The 19,561-nt window shown below is 63.2% G+C and carries 22 protein-coding genes, 1 tRNA gene and 1 pseudogene; 16 read left to right on the top strand and 8 right to left on the bottom strand.

All coding sequences use genetic code 11. The annotated features are described in order from the left end of the window. Nucleotides 1-121: 121 nt before the first annotated feature. Together LB529_RS09465 and LB529_RS09460 are read left to right on the top strand one after the other, a co-directional pair. Nucleotides 122-925: an alpha/beta fold hydrolase gene (locus LB529_RS09465; RefSeq protein WP_095766447.1), complete on the top strand. Its 804-nt coding sequence runs from the start codon at nucleotides 122-124 to the stop codon at nucleotides 923-925. Between the two features lie 134 nt (nucleotides 926-1,059). Beyond that, nucleotides 1,060-1,677, top strand: a complete 618-nt coding sequence (locus LB529_RS09460; protein WP_095766446.1) for a hypothetical protein — start codon at nucleotides 1,060-1,062, stop codon at nucleotides 1,675-1,677. Here the strand turns inward: LB529_RS09460 and LB529_RS09455 are convergent. After that, nucleotides 1,667-2,602 (bottom strand): metallophosphoesterase family protein, encoded by a 936-nt coding sequence (locus tag LB529_RS09455; RefSeq protein ID WP_224710911.1) that lies wholly within the window; start codon nucleotides 2,600-2,602, stop codon nucleotides 1,667-1,669. The genes LB529_RS09460 and LB529_RS09455 overlap by 11 nt on opposite strands. A gap of 164 nt (nucleotides 2,603-2,766) precedes the next feature. Between LB529_RS09455 and LB529_RS09450 the strand changes: the two genes are divergently transcribed. Next, nucleotides 2,767-3,270 carry an NUDIX domain-containing protein gene (locus tag LB529_RS09450; RefSeq protein WP_095766444.1) on the top strand — a complete coding sequence of 168 codons (504 nt, stop codon included), beginning with the start codon at nucleotides 2,767-2,769 and terminating at the stop codon, nucleotides 3,268-3,270. On the opposite strand, the gene LB529_RS09445 is transcribed toward LB529_RS09450, so the two are convergent. Beyond that, a complete protein-coding gene (locus LB529_RS09445) occupies nucleotides 3,271-4,257 on the bottom strand; it encodes a glutathione S-transferase family protein (protein ID WP_224603602.1) in 987 nt (328 codons plus the stop codon). 326 nt (nucleotides 4,258-4,583) lie between these two features. Between LB529_RS09445 and LB529_RS09440 the strand changes: the two genes are divergently transcribed. The 6 genes from LB529_RS09440 (at nucleotide 4,584) to LB529_RS09415 (ending at nucleotide 9,329) form a co-directional block, all read left to right on the top strand. Continuing rightward, entirely contained in the window at nucleotides 4,584-5,189 is a 606-nt protein-coding gene (locus LB529_RS09440; RefSeq protein ID WP_224604230.1) for a GNAT family N-acetyltransferase, read from the top strand. Nucleotides 5,190-5,215: 26 nt separating this feature from the next. Continuing rightward, the gene (locus LB529_RS09435; protein ID WP_224710910.1) at nucleotides 5,216-5,977 is read left to right on the top strand and encodes a 3-hydroxyacyl-CoA dehydrogenase; all 762 of its coding nucleotides are present in this window, start codon (nucleotides 5,216-5,218) and stop codon (nucleotides 5,975-5,977) included. A 5-nt stretch (nucleotides 5,978-5,982) separates the two neighbouring features. Then, a complete protein-coding gene (locus LB529_RS09430) occupies nucleotides 5,983-7,170 on the top strand; it encodes a CaiB/BaiF CoA transferase family protein (protein WP_224710909.1) in 1,188 nt (395 codons plus the stop codon). Nucleotides 7,171-7,206: 36 nt separating this feature from the next. Next, on the top strand, nucleotides 7,207-7,977 hold the full coding sequence (locus tag LB529_RS09425; protein WP_224710908.1) for a HugZ family protein: 771 nt from the start codon (nucleotides 7,207-7,209) through the stop codon (nucleotides 7,975-7,977). Nucleotides 7,978-8,135: 158 nt separating this feature from the next. Further along, on the top strand, nucleotides 8,136-8,474 hold the full coding sequence (locus LB529_RS09420; protein WP_095766438.1) for an ArsR/SmtB family transcription factor: 339 nt from the start codon (nucleotides 8,136-8,138) through the stop codon (nucleotides 8,472-8,474). A gap of 57 nt (nucleotides 8,475-8,531) precedes the next feature. Continuing rightward, a complete protein-coding gene (locus LB529_RS09415; RefSeq protein WP_224710907.1) occupies nucleotides 8,532-9,329 on the top strand; it encodes a TrmH family RNA methyltransferase in 798 nt (265 codons plus the stop codon). 179 nt (nucleotides 9,330-9,508) lie between these two features. Here LB529_RS09415 and LB529_RS09410 read toward each other — a convergent pair whose 3' ends face one another. Together LB529_RS09410 and LB529_RS09405 are read right to left on the bottom strand one after the other, a co-directional pair. Next, nucleotides 9,509-10,651 carry a hypothetical protein gene (locus LB529_RS09410; RefSeq protein WP_224710906.1) on the bottom strand — a complete coding sequence of 381 codons (1,143 nt, stop codon included), beginning with the start codon at nucleotides 10,649-10,651 and terminating at the stop codon, nucleotides 9,509-9,511. Nucleotides 10,652-10,785: 134 nt separating this feature from the next. Continuing rightward, a complete protein-coding gene (locus LB529_RS09405) occupies nucleotides 10,786-11,322 on the bottom strand; it encodes a DUF1134 domain-containing protein (protein ID WP_224514585.1) in 537 nt (178 codons plus the stop codon). 382 nt (nucleotides 11,323-11,704) lie between these two features. On the opposite strand from LB529_RS09405, the gene chpT reads away from it, so the two are divergent. Both chpT and LB529_RS09395 read left to right on the top strand, forming a co-directional pair. Continuing rightward, entirely contained in the window at nucleotides 11,705-12,334 is a 630-nt protein-coding gene (gene chpT / locus LB529_RS09400) for a histidine phosphotransferase ChpT (RefSeq protein ID WP_095766435.1), read from the top strand. Nucleotides 12,335-12,556: 222 nt separating this feature from the next. Continuing rightward, complete coding sequence (locus tag LB529_RS09395; RefSeq protein ID WP_224636676.1) at nucleotides 12,557-12,925, top strand: response regulator; 369 nt, start codon at nucleotides 12,557-12,559, stop codon at nucleotides 12,923-12,925. A 69-nt stretch (nucleotides 12,926-12,994) separates the two neighbouring features. Here the strand turns inward: LB529_RS09395 and ctrA are convergent, their stop codons facing one another. Beyond that, the gene (ctrA, locus tag LB529_RS09390; RefSeq protein WP_006203583.1) at nucleotides 12,995-13,690 is read right to left on the bottom strand and encodes a response regulator transcription factor CtrA; all 696 of its coding nucleotides are present in this window, start codon (nucleotides 13,688-13,690) and stop codon (nucleotides 12,995-12,997) included. A gap of 448 nt (nucleotides 13,691-14,138) precedes the next feature. Here ctrA and LB529_RS09385 point away from each other — a divergent pair, with 448 nt between their 5' ends. Beyond that, nucleotides 14,139-14,513 carry a flagellar export protein FliJ gene (locus tag LB529_RS09385; RefSeq protein WP_224710905.1) on the top strand — a complete coding sequence of 125 codons (375 nt, stop codon included), beginning with the start codon at nucleotides 14,139-14,141 and terminating at the stop codon, nucleotides 14,511-14,513. A gap of 82 nt (nucleotides 14,514-14,595) precedes the next feature. On the opposite strand, the gene LB529_RS09380 is transcribed toward LB529_RS09385, so the two are convergent. After that, entirely contained in the window at nucleotides 14,596-14,997 is a 402-nt protein-coding gene (locus LB529_RS09380) for a winged helix-turn-helix transcriptional regulator (RefSeq protein WP_095766433.1), read from the bottom strand. 92 nt (nucleotides 14,998-15,089) lie between these two features. On the opposite strand from LB529_RS09380, the gene LB529_RS09375 reads away from it, so the two are divergent. Continuing rightward, a complete protein-coding gene (locus LB529_RS09375; RefSeq protein WP_224710904.1) occupies nucleotides 15,090-16,016 on the top strand; it encodes an NADP-dependent oxidoreductase in 927 nt (308 codons plus the stop codon). Nucleotides 16,017-16,082: 66 nt separating this feature from the next. On the opposite strand, the gene LB529_RS09370 is transcribed toward LB529_RS09375, so the two are convergent. Next, a complete protein-coding gene (locus LB529_RS09370) occupies nucleotides 16,083-16,358 on the bottom strand; it encodes a DUF1153 domain-containing protein (protein WP_006203587.1) in 276 nt (91 codons plus the stop codon). 253 nt (nucleotides 16,359-16,611) lie between these two features. On the opposite strand from LB529_RS09370, the gene mnmA reads away from it, so the two are divergent. Then, nucleotides 16,612-17,802 carry a tRNA 2-thiouridine(34) synthase MnmA gene (gene mnmA / locus LB529_RS09365; RefSeq protein ID WP_224710903.1) on the top strand — a complete coding sequence of 397 codons (1,191 nt, stop codon included), beginning with the start codon at nucleotides 16,612-16,614 and terminating at the stop codon, nucleotides 17,800-17,802. A gap of 18 nt (nucleotides 17,803-17,820) precedes the next feature. Here the strand turns inward: mnmA and LB529_RS09360 are convergent, their stop codons facing one another. Beyond that, nucleotides 17,821-18,786: a Gfo/Idh/MocA family protein gene (locus tag LB529_RS09360; RefSeq protein ID WP_140841943.1), complete on the bottom strand. Its 966-nt coding sequence runs from the start codon at nucleotides 18,784-18,786 to the stop codon at nucleotides 17,821-17,823. 252 nt (nucleotides 18,787-19,038) lie between these two features. Between LB529_RS09360 and LB529_RS09355 the strand changes: the two genes are divergently transcribed. Together LB529_RS09355 and LB529_RS09350 are read left to right on the top strand one after the other, a co-directional pair. Next, a tRNA-Met gene (locus LB529_RS09355) sits at nucleotides 19,039-19,115 on the top strand. Between the two features lie 34 nt (nucleotides 19,116-19,149). Continuing rightward, nucleotides 19,150-19,440: pseudogene (locus LB529_RS09350) on the top strand (GNAT family N-acetyltransferase); the annotation flags it as partial. Nucleotides 19,441-19,561: the final 121 nt, after the last annotated feature.

Here is a 19,561-nt window from a genome sequence, read left to right as displayed (position 1 = left end):
TGACGCATCGAGCGCCTGACGGGGCGCTGCGGTCGCGAAAATTTTACTGGCCATCAATCCGGTTCGGGAGCAATTCAGCCACAATTTGAAGTTCCTGCCTTGTTCACCGCCCCATTTTTTCATGCGTCCATTCCCTTATGCGGTCGAAAGCGGCGCCCGTCCGAGGACGATCGTGCTTCTGCACGGCTTCGGAGCCTGTGGTGAGATCTGGCGTGACGTCGCGGCCTCACTGGCGGCGCGGGCGAGAGTGTTGGCCTATGATCTACCGGGCCATGGACAGTCCCTGGAAAGCGAAGGCCTGGGCGGCGCCAAGCCAGCCGCGCGAGCCATCCTCGCCGATCTGGCCGCCCGCCGGTTGGGCAAGGTCCATCTCGTCGGTCACTCCATGGGCGGCGCGATCGCGACATCGATGGCGCTTGCCGACCCCGACAGGGTGGCCTCGCTTACGCTGTTGGCGCCCGGCGGTTTTGGCCCGGAAATCAACGCAGCCTTGCTGCACCGCTACGCCGCCGCGGCCGGCAGGAACCAGGTCCGCGCCAGCCTTGCCGCCATGTCGGGTCCGCGCAGCGTGCCGCCTGATCACGTGGTGGATGCACTCTGCCGGATGCGCACCCGACCGGGCCAGTTGCAGACCCTGATCGATATGGCGGCCGCGATGACGAGGGATGACCGGCAAGGGATCATCCCCCGCGCGCAGTTGGATACGCTCGACATGCCGGTCATGGTCGTTTGGGGAGCGGAGGATCCGCTGCTGCGGGTTGAGCAGGCCGAGGCGCTGCCGTCGCATTTCCATCTGCATCATGTCCTTGACGCAGGTCACATGCTGGTCGAGGAAGCTCCTGACCTGATTGCCGAAATCGTGCGTCGCAACGTGCGGCGGCGCGGCAGACGGTTGCGTCCACCGCTGGACGCTTCGGCGGGTTGATCGCTCCCGGACCGATCTCGAAACGTCCCTTACCCGCTTTCGCCGGACCGCGGCAGTCGCGCGGTTCGTCGTCGGCAGTGCATTTTGCCGGCGACTGTGGTAACTCGCTGTTAACCAACAGTGAGGCAGCCGCCATGACGGATGCAGGCGACAAAATCACCCCGATCGAACCGTCGCGAAAGCTCGCCGATGCCGTACGCGACGTCAAGAACGCCTTTGCCGACCGCGATGACGTGGTCGTCGACATGCGCGAGGCGCACCGCATGCGGCTCGATCTTCTGGCGAGCGAGCTTGCCCCGGTCTTTGCCGATGTCCCGGCCGACATGGACAGCTTCGACTTCGCCGTCTCGTCCGGCCTGCAGCCGCGGCTATGGATCGATGCGGTGAGCCATGTCGCCATGGGACGCGACCGCCGCACCTATCGCTTCCTCAGGGATACGCGCGTCGGCCGCGTGGTGCTGGCCGAATCGACCGAGATGAAAGCCGTTGCCGATGCGGTGATGCGCTACGTGGCCGAGCGTGTCGTCGAGCGGCAGCGCATGATGGAAGGGAGCGTGGAGAGCGCCGTTCGCGGCCTGCATCGCCCCGTGGTCCAGGAAGCGGAGCCGCCCATCCGATCCGAAAGCGGCCGCAATGGCTGGACGACCTTCTTCGCCGGCCTCGGCCTGATCGCCGCAGGCGCCCTTGTCGGCCTGGCGGTTTCGCTGGCGTTGTTTTGGGACCGCATCATGCAGATGAAGATCAGCTTCTGACGAGCTGGCGCGCCGTGCCGGCGGGCACATCGAGGTCGATGGCCTGCAGGTCGGCAGGCGGCAGGGCTGGTCCCGTCAGGCCGCGCCGGATCAGGCGAAGACGCCAGTCGCCCTTTTCACCGTCGATTTCGAAGATGTTGTATTGCGCCGACGGGTGTTTGCCGCCGGGCGCCTGGCCCGCGGCGGCAACCCCGACCACGGGCACCTTGGCGCCCCGTGCGCCGATGGTGAACAGTGACGGCAGATGCGAATGCCCGTGCAGGACGAGTTCAGCGCCATGACGGCGAATGACCTTGTGAAAGCGAGTGATGCCGAACAGCCGCTTATGCTGCGGGACGGCACCGCGCACCGGAGGGTGGTGGATCATGATGGCGCGGAACAGCCCTTGCTCCGCGGCATCGTCGAGGATCTTGGCGAGCCGCTCGGCCTGCCCTTCCATGAAGAAGCCGTTGGCCATGAAGGGCGCGGTGGCGCGCGCCGTGGTGACCCCGATCAGCGCTACATTGCCGCGCACACGCAGATACGGAAAGGAATTGCGGTCGACCGGGCTATTGACGCCGTCGCCCGTCATCCAGGGAGCCCACGACCGGCAGACCTTGTCGAAGGCGCCCGGCACATAGGCGTCGTGATTGCCGGGGACCACGGAAACGTCATGCGGCGATCCAAGCGTCTCCAGCCAGTGCTTGGCCATCTCGATCTCGCCATCGAGCGCCAGGTTGACGAGGTCGCCCGTAACGGCCAGGTGATCGGGCGCGCCGGCCTTGATGTCGGCGACGATGGTGTCGATCACCGAGTCATGCATATGGCGGCGGCGATTGCGCTGCCAGTTGACGTAGCCCAGCACGCGCTTGGAGGCGAGGTCGCGATAGGTTACATCGGGCAGCGGTCCCAGATGAGCATCGGAAATATGCGCGAGCGTGAACATGGCCCCTTCTTAAGCGACGCCGACGAGGCTTTCCACTCACCGTTTGCTGTTCGCCCAAGCAAGTTCCGCAAAAGTGTCCCACGGTTTTGCGGCCAGAACCTGCGAAAAACAAGGAAAGCCAGGCAGATGTTCGTGGGGCAACCCATCTGCTTGGGGATCGTTGAATGAACCGCCCGGCCGATCCTGACGCGGCATTCCGCCAGACCGGCTGGCCGGGGTTGCGGGCAAGGCTGTTCCATTTCTACTTCCTGCTGCGCCGCCCGATGACGCTTGGCGTGCGCGGGCTGGTCTATGACCGTGCCTCCAACTCAGTCTTCCTGATCCGCCACACCTATGTTCCCGGTTGGCAATTGCCGGGCGGCGGCGTCGAGGTGGGCGAGACCCTTGAGGAAGCGCTGGCGCGCGAACTGGCCGAGGAAGGCAACATCGCTCTGACTGCGCCGCCGGTGCTGAAGTCGATGCATTTCAACCATCGCCCCAGCAAGCGCGACCATGTCGGCCTTTATCTGATCGAAGCCTTCTACCAGACGGCGCCGAAACTGCCTGACCACGAGATCGCCGAAGCGGGTTTCTTTCCGCTCGACCGCCTGCCGGAGGGCACGACGCCGGCGACGCTGCAGCGGATAGCGGAGATTTTTGGCGGCGAGCGTAACTCGGCTTACTGGTAATCAAGCCGCCTTCCTGAACCTGTTCCGGTCATGCGGCGCGGCATAATCAAGCTCCGGCCCTGCCGGAATGATCCCCGTCGGGTTGATCGATCTGTGGCTGCCGTAATAATGCGCCTTGATGTGATGCAGGCTGACCGTGCCCGCGACGCCGGGCACCTGATAGAGATCGCGCAAATAGTTAGACAGGTTCGGATAGTCGGCGATGCGGCGCAGGTTGCATTTGAAGTGGCCGACATAGACCGGATCGAAACGAACCAGCGTCGTGAACAGCCGCCAGTCGGCCTCGGTGATGCGTTCGCCGGTCAGAAAGCGCTGCTGCGAAAGCCGCTCTTCGATCGTATCAAGCGCTAAGAACAATTCGCCGAACGCTTCCTCATAGGCTTTCTGCGTGGTGGCGAAGCCGGCGCGATAGACGCCGTTGTTGATTGCCGGATAGACCAGCGCATTGATCCTGTCGATCTCCGCGCGTAGCGCCGCCGGATAGAAGTCGAGACCGGCGTCGCCCCATTCGTCGAAGGCGGAATTGAGCATGCGGATGATCTCGGAGGACTCATTGTTGACGATGGTCTCTTGCCTTTTGTCCCACAGCACCGGCACCGTCACGCGGCCTGAATATGCCGGATCGGCCTTGGCATAGACCTGGTGCAGAAAATCGAGGCCGTAGAGCGTGTCGCCCGTGGCGCCGTCCTCAGCTTTGAAGGTCCAGCCGTTCTCCCCCATGAAATGGTGCACCACGGAGACGGAGATGATGCCCTCCAGCTTCTTCAGGACGCGAAAGATCAGTGTGCGATGCGCCCATGGGCAGGCGAGCGACACATAGAGGTGATAACGGCCGGGTTCCGCCTTGAAGCCGCGCGTGCGCCCTTGCGCCGGCACGCCGTCGCGCGTGATCCAGTCGCGCCATTGCGATTCCGTTCGCACGAACCGGCCGCCGCTGTCGGTGTTGGGCGCGCGATCCTGCCATCTGCCTTCAATCAGCAATCCCATGCGAAAAATCTCCCTGCGGCTCGATATTATTTAGGTTGATGACCGGGCTGGCGAAGCCCTCAGCGGATGAACAGTTCGTCAAACGACGAACCAGTTCGTCAAATGACCAACCGCTCCGGGGACGGATAAGTTCGTCATGGACGCAAAGAAAGCCTGAAAGCACCGATTGCAGCGGCCCAAAATTGATGCTAGCGGAGGCGCCCATGTTCGACTTTGCCTCGATCCGGTTTGACCGACGACGAAAGGGCGCCCGCGCTTAAGAAGCGTTGACTGGCGAACGCTGCCGCTTTGCAGCAGACCTTCCTCGATACCGGAACGCAAAGACCATGAGCCTTGCCGACGTGAAATACCTGCCGGAGACTCCGGCGCATGACCCTGAAATCGAAGCCATCAACGACGAGGCCTTCGGTCCGGGTCGTTTCGTGCTTGCCGCCTACAAGATCCGCGAGTCGGGAGGACATGACCGCTCGATGTCCTTCGTCGCCGTCAAGGACGGCACGGTCATCGCTTCGGTGCGTATGACGCGCGTGGCAGCGGGCGCCGGACGCGCTATGATGCTCGGCCCACTTGCGGTGCGCCCTGCCTACAAGAATCTCGGCATCGGCCGCAAGCTGGTCGCGATCGCGCTGGAGGCGGCCAGGACGGCCGGCGCGCCCGCCGTTATCCTGGTTGGCGACGAGCCATACTACGGACCGCTTGGCTTCAAGCGCTTTCCGCGCGGGCAGATCACCATGCCACGCCCGGTCGATCTCGACCGGTTGCTGCATCACGAGATCAAGCCGGGCGCCGTCGCCCGCTTTACCGGCGAGGTCTGCCACGCCAACATGACGAGGGTTGCGGAACTTGTCCCGGCCCTGGCGCGGTCGGCCGCTACCGGGCAGGCATCTGTCGACCCGCCTGTTGCTGTTGCGCCTCCTTTGCGCGCTTCGTAGCATAATCCGGTCCCTGGGAGGCCTGCATGAACCCGAACGGCCAGATCGCGATCGTCACCGGCGGCGGGTCGGGCCTTGGCGAGGCGACGGCGCGCGCCTTGGCGGCCAGGAGCGCCCGCGTCGCCATCCTCGACGTGGGCATCGAGCGCGCGGCGAAAGTCGCGGCCGACATCGGCGGCGTTGCCGTCCAATGCGATGTCGGCAGTGGCGACAGCGCCACGGCCGCGATCGCCGAAGTGGCTGAAAAGCTTGGGCAGCCGCGCATCCTGGTCAATTGCGCCGGCATTGCCATCGGTATGAAGACGATCGGCAAGGACGGACCGCATCCGCTCGACCAGTATCGCAAAGTGATCGAGATCAACCTCATCGGCACCTTCAACATGATCCGCCTCGTTGCCGACCGGACGGCAAAACTCGAACCGCTCGCCGGCGGCGAGCGCGGCGTCATCGTCAACACCGCATCCGTCGCCGCCTATGACGGCCAGATCGGCCAGGCCGCCTATGCGGCGTCCAAGGGCGGCGTCGTCGGCATGACGCTGCCTGTGGCCCGCGATCTGGCACGATCCGGCATTCGCGTCTGTACCATCGCGCCCGGCATCTTCAAGACGCCGATGATGGCCGGCATGCCGCAGGAAGTGCAGGATTCGCTCGGCGCTTCCGTGCCCTTCCCGCCGCGGCTCGGCGAGCCGTCCGAATATGCGTCGCTTGCGCTCCACATCGTCGAGAACCAGATGCTGAACGGCGAGACCATCCGCCTCGACGGCGCTATCCGCATGGCGCCGAAATAAGCGGGGTGTCTGGCTCGCCGACAGGCGCCGGTGCTTCCACCGGAAAGACCGGGCCGCTCGCCGGCCTGAAAGTGATCGAGATGGCCGGGCTTGGCCCGGTGCCGCTTGCCGCCCTAATGCTGTCCGAAATGGGCGCCGAGGTGCTGCGCATCGAACGCGCCGATGCCGGCCAGCCGCTTCTGAGCCTGCCCGAACAATACGATCTCGACCGCCACGGCCGTTCCATTCTCAAGCTCGACCTTACGAGCCAGGCGGGCGCCGCCCTGCTGCTGCGCCTTGCGGCAGGGGCCGACGTGCTTGTCGAAGGCTTTCGCCCCGGCGTGATGGAACGGCTCGGCCTCGGGCCGGATGCCGTTCTGCAGCGCAATCCGGCGCTGATCTATGGCCGCTTGACCGGATTCGGACAGGACGGGCCGCTGTCCGGGCGAGCCGGGCACGACATCACCTATCTCGCCTATGCGGGCCTCTTGCATGCAATCGGCAGGCAGGACGCGCCGCCGGTTCCACCGCTCAACCTCGTCGCGGATCAAGGCGGCGGCGCCATGATGCTGATCGCCGGCGTGCTCGCCGCTCTCTTCCGGCGTTCGCGCAGCGGAACGGGCCAGGTGGTCGATGCCTCGATGATCGAGGGAGCCTCGATGCTCGCCGCACCCATCCACGCCTACATGGCGGCGGGTCTCTGGAGCGACAGGCGCGGCGAGAACCTGCTCGATTCCGGTGCGCCGTTCTACGATACATATGAGACGGCTGACGCAAGGCACATTGCCGTCGGCTGTCTCGAACCGCGCTTCTTCGCCGAATTCGCCAGGCTGCTGCCGCTCGACGGGCATTTTGTCGGCAGCCAGTTCGACAAGTCGTCGTGGCCCGCGATGCGCGCCGCCATTTCCGGCCGGATCAAGGAGAAGACGCGCGACGAATGGACCGGACTTTTCGCCGCGACCGACGCTTGCGTGGCGCCCGTGCTGTCCCTGGTCGAAGCCAGGAACCATCCGCACAGCCGCGCCAGGAAAAGCTTTGTGAAGTCCGGCGAGCTCGACCGCCCGGCGCCGGCGCCGCGTTTCTCGCAAAACCCGCAGACGCTTGCCGCGGCGCCGGACGTCGCCGATCGCGAGCCTGCGGACATATTGAGCCGTTTTGGGTTGAACGAAGACGAAATCGCAGCCCTTGTAAAGGCGAGTGTACTCGGCCGATAACCGGAGAACAGAAATCAACTTATCTCGGGTGAACCTGTGACCGAACCGAAAAAGGACGTCATTCGCGAGACCGACGCCGAGGCGATCAGGCTCGCGAAAACCCTGATCCGCGCAGCACGTTTCGGCGCGCTCGCGGTGATCGAGCCCGGCACCGGTGCGCCGCTGGCAAGCAGGGTTGGCGTCGCCACCGACATCGACGGCGCGCCGCTGATCCTGATCTCGATGCTGTCCGCACACACCGGTGCGTTGCTCGCGGATCCGCGCTGTTCGCTGTTGCTTGGCGAACCCGGCAAGGGCGATCCGCTGGCGCATCCGCGCATCAGCCTGGCATGCCGGGCCCGGCGGCTGGAGCAGGGATCTGCCGATCAGATCCGAGGCGAACGCCGCTATCTCAACCGCAATCCGAAAGCGAAGCTCTATGCCGGGCTCGGCGACTTCTCGTTCTTCCGGCTCGAGCCCGAGCGCGCCAGCCTGAATGGCGGCTTCGGCAAGGCCTTTCTTCTCGACCGTGATGATTTCATCACCGATCCCGCCCTTATCGAGGAGTTCGCCGGCAGCGAGCAGGCCGCACTCGATCACATGAATACCGACCATCGCGACGCGCTTGCCCTTTACGCCCGTCATTTCGGCCGCGCCGAAGGCGACGGCTGGATCGTCACCGGTTTCGACCCTGATGGCATGGATCTCGCCGCCCCCGATGCGACCTGCAGGATTTTCTTTCCCCAGCCTTTGCAAAGCGCGCGCGAATTGCGTTCGGTGCTTGTCGAGATGGCCAGGGCGGGACGCGCGGCCGAGCAAGAGCGATAGTTGATCGCGCGCCGGCAAAAGCAACGCTTGAGATTTAGATGAAATGATCTACCTTTGTAGTGGCGCTGATTCAGCAGCGCCTAGCGACATCTGAACATCGTGGAATCAGGCGCCATTGCCCCCTGGCGTCTGGATGAGCCAGGACCCTTGGGGGATCTATGATCTCAAATAAGCTAATCGCCAATGCGGAATCGGCGGCCGCCTTTCTCACGCTCATGGGCAACGAAAAGCGCTTGCTGATCATGGCTCACCTGATCGACGATGAAATGTCGGTCGGCGCCATCGCCGAGAAGGTGCAACTCAGCCAGTCCGCGCTGTCGCAGCATCTCGCCAAGCTGAGGGCGCTCGATCTCGTCGAGACCCGGCGCGACCGCCAGATGATTTACTATTCCTGCAAATCCGAGGCGGTGCGCGAATTGCTGCGCATGCTGGAAGGCATTTTCGGCGACGGCGACCTTTCACAGATGGCCTATCGGTTGCGCCGCGCCGGGGCTTGACCCGCGCCATCCAAAGCCCCCTTATCTCGCTGGCAATTTTTTGCCGGCGAGATTTGGATGAATCTCATCCCCATCGACGATCCTCGGGACCCACGCGTCGCCGCCTATCTCGACATCCGCGAGCGCGACCTTGTCGGCCGGCATGGCCGCTTCGTCGCCGAAGGCAAGGTCGTGCTGGACCTTCTTCTGTCGAGCGGACGCTTCGCCGCCGAGTCTGCCCTCATCCTTGAAAACAGGCTGGCTGGCGTGCAGGACATCTTGCGCAAGGCGCCCGCGGGTTTTCCGGTCCATGTCGCCGCCGGCGACGTCATGGACCGGATCGCCGGCTTCCACATGCACCGCGGCATCCTGGCGATCGGCTTGCGCGGCGATCCGGCGCCCGCTGAGACCCTGGTGGAAACCTTGCCCCGGCGTGCCTTGGCCGTCGTCCTGGTCGGCATATCCAATCACGATAATATGGGCGCGATCTTCCGCAATGCGGCGGCCTTCGGCGCCGACGCGGTGCTGCTCGACCAGACGTGCTGCGATCCGCTCTACCGCAAGGCAATCCGTGTTTCGGTCGGTGCGGCGCTGAAGGTTCCCTTCGCGTCATTCGGCGACACCGGAAGCTTCACCGCGACGCTCGATCGGCTTGGCTTCGCCCAATTCGCGCTATCGCCACGCGGAAACGTCGACATCCGCGCCGCGGAGCGATCGGCGCGCCTGGCGCTTTACCTCGGCACCGAAGGCGAAGGCCTGCCGCAAGACCTGCTTGCCCGGTTGCACACGGTGCGGATCGGCATGGCGGAAGGTTTCGACAGCCTGAACGTCGCCGCCGCGTCGGCCATCGCGCTGCACCACTTTTCAAACCGCTAGCGGTCCCGACCTGGGAGCCCGAACAGCTGCAACGCTTGAGGTGTGTTGAGATTCAGGTCAGGCCGAGTCGAAAATGGTGGCTTCCGAGAACCGGAGCGGAGCGTACTTAAAGTACGTGAGCACCGGAAGCGCAGGAAGCCGGCATTTGCAGGCCGGCCTCACCTGAATACCAACACACCTCAGTTGGACGGGCCGGCCTTCTGCAACGCCCTCACGCGATCGGCAAGGCTGACGCCGCGCCCATTCTGCTGCCCCTCGCCCGCCAGGGCCTTGGCGATAGGCGAGTCCGGCCCATCGAGCTTCATCGTCAGATTGACCACCTCGGCTGCCAGTTCGTTCATTTGTTCGCGCAGGCCGGCACCGGAGCGTGCGTCGCCCGCCGATTCGGGCATTGCCGCCCCCGTGGCGGCGGCAAGATCGGTCTTCAGCCGCTTGTTCTCGCGCGCCAGCGCCGTCAGCCTCGCCTCCAGCCGTTCCCGATCGCCCTCGAGCCTGGCGATTGCCTTATCGACATCGTCGCCTTTCGTGTCCGTTCCGGCAGCCAGCCGCGCAACGCCGTTTGCAGCGCTCTCCTTCGAACGTTCGCGCATTCGGGCGAGATCCTTCTCGCGCCGGTTGAGCTTTTCCTCGCGGTCGGCAAGCGTCGCCAGAAGCCGCTCGACCTTCTTGTCGAGCTCGGCCGTTTTCTTCTTCTCCGCCTTCAGCGCTTCTCGGGCGGCCTTGCTTTCCGACGCGACCTCCTGATTGCGCCGGTCCGCCTCCCTGCGCTGGCCTTTGAGCAACGCGATGTCACTGGCCAGCTTTTCCAGCTCCGATTCGCGGGCAACCAGCTCGATCTGCCGATTCGAGGACGAGAAGCTGGCGTCGTCATACATCTGCTCGAGCTTCTGCAACTCCAGCGCGCGCTTCTCCAGCGCCCGTTCCGTCTGCGTGTGCTTCTCCGCCAGGCGGTGCAACTCTTCCTCACGCTGCCTGAGCTCCGCAGTCTTGGCCTGCAGGTCGGAAAGCGCCTGATTCTTGTCCTTTCTTTCAACCGCGAGCCCCTTCAAAGCCTCGTTCGCGCGGCCGATCTCCACCAGTTGCTCAGCGACCCTTTGCTGGAGGTTCTTGACGGTTATCTCCAGCCGGCGCGTCGTCATGGCATATTCCGCCCGCACCCGGTCCTTGTCCGCCTGGATTTCGGCTGGTGTCAGCGGCAGCGAAGCCTCGAGGCGCCTGCGCGTCAGGACAACGGCCCGCCGCCAGACGGCCGGCGCGACCAGCGACGCCAGAAAAACGGCGCAAAGGAAACCGAGTACGAAGAACAGAACCGACTGGACCAAGGCGTGCTATCCACTTTACGGCGCGGCAATCGCTGGATCGTGCCAGCTTGGCATGGCGGAAATTCAACGCGGCGGCAAGAGCTTGCCGCGGCGCGATCAGCACTGTCCGAGCGATCGTAGCGAGCGCAATCCGATCAGAACGGGTTCCAGGTCGGCCTTTCGGTGAGCTTCAGATAGCCGAGATTGACTCCCAGACGCGCGCCGACGCCGGTGCGGATCGGCACGAGCAGCACCCGGTTGCTCTGCAGCACGTTGAAGCCGACGCCGGCGATGACATAGGCTGAGCCGGCAACGCCGCCGAAGCGGTTATAAAGGCTGCTGATGTCGTCGAGGTTATAGACCAGCATCATCACCCGGGACCCCTCGCCGCCAAAATCCCAGCCGAGCGAAGGGCCTTGCCAGAACACTTTATGGTCGCCGGCGTTCTTGGTGTAGAGCGTCCCCTCGCCATAGGTCAGGCCTCCGATCAGGGCGCCGGATCCTTCCTCGCCGAGCAGGTAGCCATTGGGCAGACCGTAGGAGGCGAAGATCTTCTCGACGACGGTGGCCAGGCCGCCGGATGTCTCGCCGAAGAATTTATGACCGGAATCGACGATTTCCTGAGCGGTGTACTGCTGAGCCCGCGACGCCGAGGTCGAAAGGACCAAAGCCGCCAGGAGTGTGATGGTCATGGTGAGGACGCGGACGAACGTCCGGTCGTAGTATCGGGAAAACATGCTTCCAATCTCCGTCAGGGAGCACTTTCGCCGACGCCTCGCACCCCTGCGGCTCTTGCCGGCCGTTCGGGGTGGCTATCACGGGCAAATTATGCCGTAATCCTTTTTCAACCATTAAGCTCCCACACGAAGATGGCGGTTCGAAGGCTGCGCTTTTGCCGCTGCGGCGGGTTTCCCCCGCGAAACACACCATTTTCGCCGTCGATGATTTTGGATTTGTTGATGCGCGCTCGGGCCCTGTGTATTCAGAAAGCCTTGGAAAAGAGCGTGATTCGTGTGGGCAGGCGCGAAACCGTCGCTCGGCCATGAACAAATGACTTAAGCAGGGATTTCGCCGATGGCCGAGCTTTTCACCCTTTCCGCGCCAGATCTCGCCGCGCTGCTTTGCAGCCGTGTCTGCCACGACATCATTTCGCCGGTCGGCGCAATCAACAACGGCCTCGAGCTGCTCGACGAAGGCGGCGCCGACGAAGACGCCATGAAACTTATTCGCCAGAGCGCCAAGAACGCTTCGGCGCGATTGCAGTTTGCCCGCATCGCCTTCGGCGCCGCGGGTTCCGCCGGCATGATGATCGACACGGGCGATGCCGAGGCCGTGGCCATCGCCTTCTTGAAGAACGAAAAGCCGGAACTGCTGTGGAACGGCCCCCGTGCGCTGCTTCCTAAGAACAAGGTCAAGCTGCTGCTCAACCTCATTCTCGTCGCCAACGCAGCCATACCGCGGGGCGGCAAGTTGGTGGTCACGCTGGAAAGTCTCGAAACCGAGCCGCGTTTTTCGCTGTCGGCCAGTGGCCCGATGCTGCGCGTGCCGCCGAAATTCCTCGAGCTGCATTCCGGCCACAAGCCGGAGGAGCCGATCGACGCCCATTCGGTCCAGCCCTATTATACGCTGCTTCTGGCGCGCGAGGCCAATATGACGATCTCGATCCACGCGACCGCCGAGGAGATCGTGCTGACGGCAGCCTAAGAAAAACCGAAGTATCTTTTGTTGCTGATATTTTTGCTGGCGGCGCAGATTGAGCAATGCCAGCCGCGATCTATGTAATCGCGCTGCGGGGCCAAGGCCGCCCGATACCGTGTTTGGAAAAACTTTACCTAACGGCTTTTCGGCTTCTTTACCAGATTGGCCTATGGTGGTTTGCGGCCACCCCGAGATTGCGGTTCGGCAGATGGCAAAGAGGACCCGGACATGAAGCGCTGCCTGTTCGTCGATGATTCGAGCGTCATCAGGAAGGTCGCAAAACGCATTCTTGGCGGCTCGGATATGATTGTCGTCGAGGCCTCGACCGGAGTCGAGGCGACCGACATTTGCGCCGGCGACATGCCCGATGTTATCGTCATCGACGGTGGTCTTGCCGACGTCCCGGCCGTGGACCTTATTCGCCGCATCCGTGCTATCGAAGCGCCCAACAAGCCGCAGATCCTGATCTCGCTGGTCGAGGTCGACGTCGCGGCGATCATGCGCGCCAAGCGCGCCGGCGCCCAAGGCTATCTGCTGAAGCCCTTCAACCGTGCGCAACTGCTCGAAAGCTTTCGCGTCCTGAAGATAGCCGCCTGATTCGCCGGAACCGCTTTCAAGCAAAAACCCGGCCTGAGCCGGGTTTTTCGTTCGAATCGCTGGGATCGCTTATGCGCTGACGCGAATATCTTCCGGCTCGCGCAGTACATAGCCGCGGCCCCACACCGTTTCGATGTAGTTCTGACCGCCGGACGCCGCGTCGAGTTTCTTGCGCAGCTTGCAGATGAAGACGTCGATGATCTTCAGCTCCGGCTCGTCCATACCGCCATAGAGATGGTTGAGGAACATTTCCTTGGTGAGCGTAGTGCCCTTGCGCAGCGAGAGCAGCTCCAGCATCTGATATTCCTTGCCGGTCAGGTGCACGCGCTGACCGCCGACCTCGACCGTCTTGGCGTCGAGATTGACCACAAGGTCGCCGGTGGTGATGACCGACTGGGCGTGCCCCTTGGAGCGGCGCACGATCGCGTGGATGCGCGCCACCAGCTCGTCCTTATGGAAGGGCTTGGTCATATAGTCGTCGGCGCCGAAGCCCAGGCCGCGCACCTTGTCCTCGATGCCGGCCATGCCGGAGAGGATCAGGATCGGCGTCTTGACCTTGGAAAGGCGCAACGTGCGCAGGACTTCATAGCCCGACATATCAGGGAGATTGAGGTCCAGAAGGATGATGTCGTAGTCGTAGAGCTTGCCGAGATCGACACCTTCTTCGCCGAGATCGGTCGTATAGACGTTGAAGCTCTCCGATTTCAGCATCAGTTCGATGCTCTGTGCGGTTGCACTGTCATCTTCAATCAGCAGAACACGCATTTCATTCCCCTTTTCTGCTGCCGGACCGTGTCACGACCCGTCCGGGACCCGGAGCAGTGATTGCCTGAACAGAAGGTGCCACCGACTGGTTAACAAATCCTAATTTCGTGCCATCCACGATACCAGATTTTTTAACCCCTTTCTACACCCACTTGAATCTAATAACGAATCACAGACCAAAACCGCTAATGCACCACATTAAAAAGTCAGCCTAAGTGACTCCAGGGACTCGCTGGCCCGGGCTTCCCGCCGCCGCCGGAATTTTTACCCGGCCTTAAGTCCTCGCCCGTATGATTAACAATGCCCGTAAACGAATGGTTACCGCCGGCGAAATCTTTAGGGCTTTGTTTCCTATAGCCCAGGGAAAGCCGGGGGAAACGGGCGGCGCTTAGGTCTTTCCGGGCGGACTGGACGGTATTGCAGGTGTGCGTTTGCGGAGTATCGAGTCATGAAGTCACGTGAAAACCTCGTTCGACTGAAGCAGTTTCAGGTGAATGAGAAGCGGCGGCAGCTCTTGCAGCTGGACATGATGATCGCCGAGTTCGAGCGCATGGCCGTCGAGCTGGAGGCGCAGATCATCGCCGAAGAGAAAAAGGCCGGCATCACCGACATCAACCATTTCGCCTATCCGACCTTCGCCAAGGCGGCTCGCCTGCGCCGCGACAACCTCAGGAATTCACAAAGCGACCTCGCCCAGCAGCGAAGCACTGCCGAATCATTACTCGGCGAAGCTGAAGCGGAGCTGTCCAAGGCGGAGATGCTGGAATCGCGCGACACCAAGATCCGCGAGGCCGAAACGGGCGGCCGCGCCATGATCGGCTGATCGCCGGGCATAGTCGCAGTCATGCCGGAGACCTCCCGGCATCTTTAGAACCGGCAATCGCCAACAATCGGCCTCGCCGTGTTCACGGCATAGCGGCCTTCTCGCCGTGATCGGCCGATGCCCGGGTTCGGGCATCCTTGATTTCGGATGCATGCTCTTCCGCCCAGGAGCGTATCTGGCTGAGCAATCCCGCAAGGTTCCGCCCAAGCTCCGTCAGTTCGTACTCCACGCGCGGCGGGATCACCGCGAACACCTCGCGCCGCACGAGGCCGTCGCGCTCCAGCACGCGCAGCGTCTGAGTCAGCATTTTAGGCGTGATGCCCTCCAGCTTGCGCGCCAGCTCGCCATTGCGCAGCCGGCCGCGCCGCAATGCGCAGACGGTGAGATAGACCCATTTGCTGGCCAGCATCTCGAGCACCGTATGCGACGGACAGGTGCGCCGGAACGCATCATAGCCGCAAGGGGATCTGTCTTCGCTATCCATGAGGTGCCTATATATACAAAAGGTACATACTCGACAATCGAATATTACTATCCAAATGATAGCGGGCACATTCACTCGAACAGGAGGCGTTCATGCGTGCCGTTATCCAGACTTCCGTCGGCGGACCCGAGGTCCTTTTCGTGGCCGAGCAGCCCAACCCCAAGCCCGGCCCCGGTGAAGTGCTCGTCCGCGTCAAGGCGGCGGGCCTCAACCCGGTCGACGGCGCCGTGCGCGGCGGGTTCTACCCGCTGCTCGGCGACCCGCCTTTCATCCTGGGCTGGGACATTTCGGGGACGGTCGCGGCGCTCGGAGACGGCGTGACCGCCTTTAAACTCGGCGACGAGGTGTTCGGCATGCCGCGCTTCCCCAAACAGGCCGGCGCCTATGCCGAGCTCGCCGCGGCGCCGGTGGACGAGATCGTCGCGAAACCTGCCGCCATCGACCATACCCATGCGGCTGCATTGCCGCTGGCCGGGCTGACGGCCTGGCAAGGCCTCGTCCGCCATGGCGGCCTGCAAGCGGGGCAACGCGTGCTGGTTCATGCCGGAGCCGGTGGCGTCGGCCATCTGGCGGTGCAGATCGCCAAGGCGCTCGGCGCCTGGGTGGCCTCGACCGCCAGTCCGGACAAAACCGACTATGTCCGTTCGATCGGAGCGGACGAGGTGATCGACTACACCAGCGACGATTTCACCGTGAAGGTCGGCAATGTCGATCTGGTGCTGGATCCGATCGGCGGCGATCATGCCGATAAGTCACTGGAAGTGCTGCGTGATGGCGGCGTTCTGGTGTCGCTGCTCGACGTTCACGACGCTACGAGGGCGAAGGCCAGCGCACGCGGTGTTCGCGTCGAGCGCATGTCTGTAGTGCCTGATCGCGAGGGCCTTGTCGAACTCGCCAGGCTGGTCGATGCCAAAAAGCTGATGCTGCATGTGGCCAAAGCTTTCCCGCTCGACCAGGCGGCGGCCGCCCATGCCTTCCTTGCGACCCGACCCATCGGCAAGGTCGTGCTGACTGTTTGAATGGAAGGCCGCTTCAAAGCCAAGGGCGCGGAGTCCCGCGCCCTTGGCTCATTTTCGGCCGGCAGCTTAATGCCGGTATTGCTGGATCCGCGTGGTGCGGAGCCCGGCAAGGCCGTACTCGTCGATCGATGCCTGCCAGGAGAGAAATTCTTCGGTGGTGAGCTTGTAGCGCTGGCAGGCTTCTTCAAGGCTGAGCAGGCCGCCGCGGACCGCGGCGACCACTTCTGCCTTGCGCCGGATAACCCAGCGCCGCGTGTTCGTCGGCGGCAGATCGGCGATCGTAAGAGGGCTGCCGTCGGGCCCAATAACATACTTGACTCTAGGTCTAACCAGATCGGTCATCGTACTCTCTACTAAAAACTCAAAGACCCAATCCCCGCCACAGTACCGCCACAGCTTTAAAAATTGCCTAAGCGAACCCTAATGACTAAGTAAGGATCGTGAACGCCCGGTTAGGATATCGTTTAGAATTTGAAACACCGGCCTCCGGGCCTTGATTTTGCCGGTGAACCCGTCTTGGCCGCAAGCTGGCGCATGCGTGGCGCTTGACCTATATTCCGGCCATTGGCATTGAGCGCCGCACAGTGAAAGCATCATGAACAGCCTCGATCTCCCTCGCCGCCCCGAAGAAACCCGCGTCGTCGTCGCGATGTCGGGTGGTGTCGATTCCTCGGTGGTTGCCGGCATCCTCAAGCGCGAAGGCTATGATGTCGTCGGTGTGACGCTGCAGCTTTACGACCACGGCGCGGCCACCCATCGTGCCGGCTCCTGCTGTGCCGGACAGGATATTGATGACGCGCGTCGCGTCTCGGAGACGCTCGGCATCCCGCATTACGTGCTCGACTATGAGGAACGTTTCCGCAAGGCGGTCATCGATCCCTTCGCCGAAAGCTATGTCGCCGGCGAGACCCCCATCCCTTGCGTGTCCTGCAACCAGACTGTGAAGTTTGCCGATCTTTTGGCGACCGCCCAGGATCTCGGCGCCGACGCCTTGGCCACCGGCCATTACATTCGTTCGCGCGCCAATGGAGCGCATCGTGCGCTTTACCGGCCGGTCGACGCCGATCGCGACCAGAGCTATTTCCTGTTTGCCACCACGCAGGCGCAGATCGATTATCTGCGCTTTCCGCTCGGCGGCCTGTCGAAGCCGCAGGTCCGCGCCATTGCCGAGGAAATGGGCCTGACTGTCGCCGCCAAGCAGGACAGCCAGGACATCTGCTTCGTGCCCCAGGGCAAGTATTCCGACATCATCGCCAGGCTGAAGCCGGCCGCGGCCAATCCCGGCGACATCGTCCATATCGACGGCCGCGTGCTCGGCCGCCATGAAGGCATCCTGCGCTACACGATCGGCCAGCGCCGCGGCATCGGCATCGCTTCGGGCGAGCCGCTCTATGTCGTTCATCTCGACGCCGACCGCGCGCGCGTCATCGTCGGCCCGCGCGAGGCGCTGGAGACGCACAAGATCTATCTGCGCAACATGAATTGGCTGGGCGACGGGCCGCTGTCGGATGTTCCGGCCGCCGGTATCGAGCTCTTCGCGAAAGTCCGCTCGACCAGGCCGCCGCGTCCGGCCGTGCTGCACCACCGCAACGGCGTGACCTCCGTCGAGCTGGCCGACGGCGAATCGGGCATCGCGCCGGGGCAGGCCTGCGTGCTTTATTCCGACGACGGCAACGAGGCGCGTGTCTTCGGCGGCGGCTTCATCGAGCGTTCCGAGCGCGGCGCGGAAGCCGAGGCGATGCTGTCCAGGCTGGCGGCCAGGCCGGCGCAGATTCCCGCTGAGTAAATTCTCGATCTGATTGCTTTATGCAGACGAGCCGGTGTGGATCACCGTGCCGGCGGTCAGGATGCGCAGCACCCGGATCGCTTCCTCGCCATCGGTGCGCGGTTCGGCGCGCGTCTCGATGCATTGCATGAAATGGGCAAGCTCGCGCGTCAGCGGCATTCCCTCGCCGACGGCCACATAGGCAGGCTCATTGGCGGTGAAGGCCCACTGGCCGCTGTCCTGCCAGACCGCGTGGCGGTAGACGGCAAGCTTGCGCTCCCAGGGCTCGACGTCGTCGAACACCGCCATCGCCTTGGTGCCGACGACCGTCAGCCGCCGCTCGCGATAGGGATTGAGGCGCGAGGCGAAGAGATGGCTGCGCAGGCCGTTCGGGAAACGCATATGCAGATGCGCAAAGTCGCTGAGATTGTCGAGGAGTGCTGCCCCCTCGCCCCTGACTTCGATCGGCTCGGTGCCGGTGATGGCCAGGATCATCGACAAATCATGCGGCGCAAGGTCCCAAAGCGCGTCGTTTTCGGTGTGGAACTTGCCGAGGCCGAGCCGGTGCGAATGGATGTAGCGCACCTCGCCGAGCTCGCCATTGTCGATCAGCGCCTTGAGCGTCTCGAATGCGGGATGAAAGCGCAACACATGGCCGACCATGAAGATGCGGCCATTGTCCTTTGCCGCCTTCACCGCGCGCTCGGCGTCGGCGACCGTCAGCGCGATCGGCTTCTCCACCAGCACGTCCTTGCCGCTTTCGACGGCGCGCACCGCGGTGTCGGCATGGAATTGCGGCGGCAGCGCCATGACAATGGCGTCGATATCGGCGCGCTCGAACAGTCGGTCCGGCTCGATTGCCAGGCAGTCCTGCTCGCTGGCGAAACCTTCGGCGCGGGCGCGGTTGGCGTCGGAAACGGCATGCAGCGCGCCAAGCGCCTTGAGGGTGCGGATATGGTTGCTGCCCCAGTATCCGCAACCGAGGACGGCGATGCGCGGCTTCATTCGCTCAACTCTAGAATTTCTTGGCCGAGACATAACGACGTGCCCCGCCGAACTCAACCCCGGGGCAGGCCCTGAGTGTCTGTCCGGCAAAGCTTTTCTGGGATGAGATCATGACGGCCGGATTATGCCAACATGTCGGCCGCTTCGAAGCTTGACAGGCCCACCCTCCCAACCTTATATCCGCGCGACCTTGGCGAACGCCTTGAAACAACCCGTCCGTCCAGGACGGTTTTTCGGGCCATTTGCCACCCTGGCGGGGTAGCTCAGTTGGTTAGAGCACGGGAATCATAATCCTGGGGTCGGGGGTTCAAGTCCCTCTCCCGCTACCATTGCTCCCCCTGTACGGCCGAAATGCTTAGAGGAATGCTGATCGCGGTAGCGACCGTCGCAGCCGATCCGGCCGACAGGCGTGGCGAGGTCGCCATCTGCATTCGCGAGGACCGTAAGCATCTCGGCGTCGGCTGGGAATTTCTCGGCTATATCGCGCACTATGCCGACGACCATGGCATCGATATGCTCGAGTCGATCGAAAGCCGCGAGAACCGTGCGGCGATCGAGCTTGAGCGCGAGATGGGCTTCACTGTCGCGACGGTTCCCGACGATCCGACGCTTGTCCTGGTCCAGCGGAAGCTCGGCGCCACGTTGGCGAATTAAGATCCTGCCATTTCCAGCCGTATGGGAGCCGCTACCAGGGTCGCGGAGATCGGCAGCGGGCGCAAATGGCTGCCTTTGAGGATCGGCCATCCACCGCAATCGACAGCTCAGGCATGCGAGG

Origin of the sequence: Mesorhizobium sp. CA5, assembly GCF_020165105.1 — a bacterium.
Lineage (GTDB): Bacteria > Pseudomonadota > Alphaproteobacteria > Rhizobiales > Rhizobiaceae > Mesorhizobium.
This window is presented reverse-complemented; position numbering and strand designations above follow the sequence as displayed.